Source organism: Ruegeria sp. CDSB086 (assembly GCF_059611065.1).
Genome location: NZ_JBXWOV010000026.1, coordinates 1 through 3,061, shown reverse-complemented (window position 1 = coordinate 3,061; position 3,061 = coordinate 1). Strand labels below are relative to the sequence as shown.

Sequence of the window (3,061 nt, the reverse complement as noted above, 5' to 3'; positions counted from 1 at the left end):
CAACCGGGGGTTTTGCCCAATGAGCTATAAATCGGACATTGAAATTGCGCGCGAGGCGCAGAAGAAGCCTATTCAGGAAATCGGCGCTAAGATCGGCATCGATTCTGCTGATCTGCTGCCCTATGGCCATGACAAGGCGAAGGTGAGCCAGGAGTTCATCAACTCGGTTCAGGGTCGAGAAGACGGCAAGCTGGTGCTGGTCACCGCGATCAACCCGACCCCTGCGGGTGAGGGTAAGACGACCACGACCGTTGGTCTGGGTGATGGTCTGAACCGCATTGGCAAGAATGCGATGATCTGTATCCGCGAAGCCTCGCTTGGCCCGAACTTCGGCATGAAGGGCGGCGCTGCAGGGGGCGGTTACGCACAGGTTGTTCCGATGGAGGAAATGAACCTTCACTTTACCGGGGATTTCCACGCGATCACCTCGGCGCATTCGCTGCTGTCGGCGATGATCGACAACCACATCTACTGGGGCAATGAAGCCGAGATCGATGTACGCCGCGTCGCATGGCGTCGCGTGGTCGACATGAATGACCGTGCCCTGCGTCAGATCACGGCGTCCCTGGGTGGTGTGTCGAACGGCTTCCCGCGCGAAACCGGCTTTGACATCACCGTGGCGTCCGAGGTCATGGCGATCCTGTGCCTGTCCAACGACCTGAAGGATCTGGAAAAGCGTCTGGGTGACATCATCGTGGCCTATCGCCGCGACAAGACCGCTGTTTACTGCCGCGACATCAAGGCCGAAGGCGCAATGACCGTGCTGCTGAAAGACGCGATGCAGCCGAACCTGGTGCAGACGCTGGAAAACAACCCAGCCTTTGTCCACGGTGGCCCGTTCGCCAATATCGCGCATGGCTGTAACTCGGTCATTGCCACCAAGACTGCTTTGAAAGTGGCTGACTACGTTGTGACTGAGGCTGGCTTTGGGGCCGATCTGGGCGCCGAGAAGTTCATGAACATCAAGTGCCGTAAGGCGGGCATCGCGCCGTCTGCAGTGGTGCTGGTTGCCACCGTGCGTGCAATGAAGATGAACGGCGGCGTTGCCAAGGCCGATCTGGGTGCGGAAAACGTCGACGCAGTCAACTCGGGCTGTGCCAACCTTGGTCGTCACATCGAGAACGTGAAATCCTTTGGCGTGCCGGTTGTGGTTGCCATCAACCACTTCGTCACCGACACCGATGCCGAAGTGCAGGCGGTCAGCGACTATTGCGCCGAGCATGGGGTTGAGGCGGTTCTGTCGCGTCACTGGGAGCTGGGCTCGGAAGGCTCTGCGCCGCTGGCCGAGAAGGTTGTCGAGATCGTCGAAGGCGGCAGTGCCAACTTCGCACCGATCTACCCCGATGACATGCCGCTGTTCGAGAAGATCGAAACCATCGCCAAGCGCATCTACCGCGCCGACGAGGTTCTGGCCGACAACAAGATCCGCAACCAGCTGCGTGAATGGGAAGAGGCCGGATACGGCAATCTGCCGGTCTGCATGGCCAAGACGCAGTATTCGTTCTCGACCGATCCGAGCCTGCGTGGCGCGCCCACCGGCCATTCGGTTCCGGTGCGTGAGGTCCGCCTGAGCGCGGGTGCCGGCTTCATCGTGGTTGTCTGCGGTGAGATCATGACCATGCCCGGTCTGCCACGCAAACCGGCTGCGGAAACCATCTGCCTCAATGACGCAGGTGAGATCGAGGGCTTGTTCTAAGCCGCCGAATAGGACATCTCGTGGTCCGGGGTTTTCCCGGGCCATGAGGAGATCGCGATGCCCACTCTGACACCGCCGCAAGACTGTGCAACGATGCAGGATCTGCGGGTTCAGATCGACAAGCTGGACCGCCAACTGATCGAAATGTTGGTGGCGCGCGCAGGCTACATTGACCGCGCGTCCGAGCTGAAGCCGGGCGAGGGCCTGCCTGCCCGTATCCCGGACCGTGTCGAAGACGTGGTGCACCGCGTGCGCGCAAGCTCGGCCGAGCTGGGAATGGATCCGGATTTGGCCGAAAGACTGTGGCGCATGCTGATTGACTGGTCGATTGCACGTGAGGAACGTGTTCTCGGCCCGGACTGAATGACCGGGCGCTTCATGCGCCCGATCCGTTTTTGAAAGAAGGGATCAAAGGATGGTAGCCCAGGTTATCGACGGCAAGGCCTTTGCGGCCAAGGTCCGTGCGCAAGTGGCCGATCAGGTCGCAAAGCTGAAAGAGGAAAACGGCATCACCCCCGGCCTGGCCGTGGTTCTGGTCGGCGAAGACCCGGCCAGCCAGGTCTATGTCCGCTCCAAGGGCAAGATGACCGTCGAGGTCGGCATGAACTCGTACGAGCATAAGCTGGATGTCGATACCTCGGAAGAGGACCTGCTGGCGCTGGTCGAAAAGCTGAACAACGATCCGGCTGTGCATGGCATTCTGGTTCAATTGCCGCTGCCCAAGCATCTGAACGAGGATCTGGTGATCAATTCGATCGACCCGGCCAAGGATGTGGACGGGTTCCATATCTCCAACGTGGGCCTGTTGGGCACCGGTCAGAAATCGATGGTGCCCTGCACCCCGCTGGGCTGTCTGATGATGCTGCGCGACCACCATGGCTCATTGTCGGGCATGGATGCGGTTGTGATCGGACGCTCGAACATCGTTGGCAAGCCGATGGCGCAGCTGCTGCTGGGCGACAGCTGCACCGTGACCATCGCGCACAGCCGCACCAAGGATCTGCCCGACGTGGTCCGCCGCGCCGATATCGTCGTGGCCGCCGTTGGCCGCCCCGAAATGGTGCCGGGCGACTGGATCAAGGAAGGGGCGACCGTCATCGACGTGGGCATCAACCGCATTGATGCGCCCGAAAAAGGTGAAGGCAAGAACAAACTGGTCGGCGACGTCGATTATGCCAGCGCCGCAGCACGCGCCGGCGCCATCACCCCGGTCCCCGGCGGCGTCGGCCCCATGACCATCGCCTGCCTGCTGGCCAACACCCTCACCGCCTGCTGCCGCGCAAACAAACTGCCAGAACCAGAAGGCCTCACAGCCTGACCTGTTTCGCTGGGGCGCAAAAAATGCGCCCCAACAAAACTGAATTT

The 3,061-nt window shown here is 60.8% G+C and carries 3 protein-coding genes; all 3 read left to right on the top strand.

What is annotated here, in order from left to right; all coding sequences use genetic code 11:
- The first annotated feature begins 19 nt into the window (after positions 1–19).
- The 3 genes from AC2FIO_RS22795 to folD are packed head-to-tail and all read left to right on the top strand — an operon-like array spanning position 20 to position 3,014.
- Positions 20–1,696 (top strand): formate--tetrahydrofolate ligase, encoded by a 1,677-nt coding sequence (locus AC2FIO_RS22795; RefSeq protein WP_496700165.1) that lies wholly within the window; start codon positions 20–22, stop codon positions 1,694–1,696.
- 57 nt (positions 1,697–1,753) lie between these two features.
- The gene (locus tag AC2FIO_RS22790; protein ID WP_058272292.1) at positions 1,754–2,059 is read left to right on the top strand and encodes a chorismate mutase; all 306 of its coding nucleotides are present in this window, start codon (positions 1,754–1,756) and stop codon (positions 2,057–2,059) included.
- A 52-nt stretch (positions 2,060–2,111) separates the two neighbouring features.
- Positions 2,112–3,014 (top strand): bifunctional methylenetetrahydrofolate dehydrogenase/methenyltetrahydrofolate cyclohydrolase FolD, encoded by a 903-nt coding sequence (gene folD / locus AC2FIO_RS22785; RefSeq protein WP_282171205.1) that lies wholly within the window; start codon positions 2,112–2,114, stop codon positions 3,012–3,014.
- Positions 3,015–3,061 lie beyond the last annotated feature (47 nt).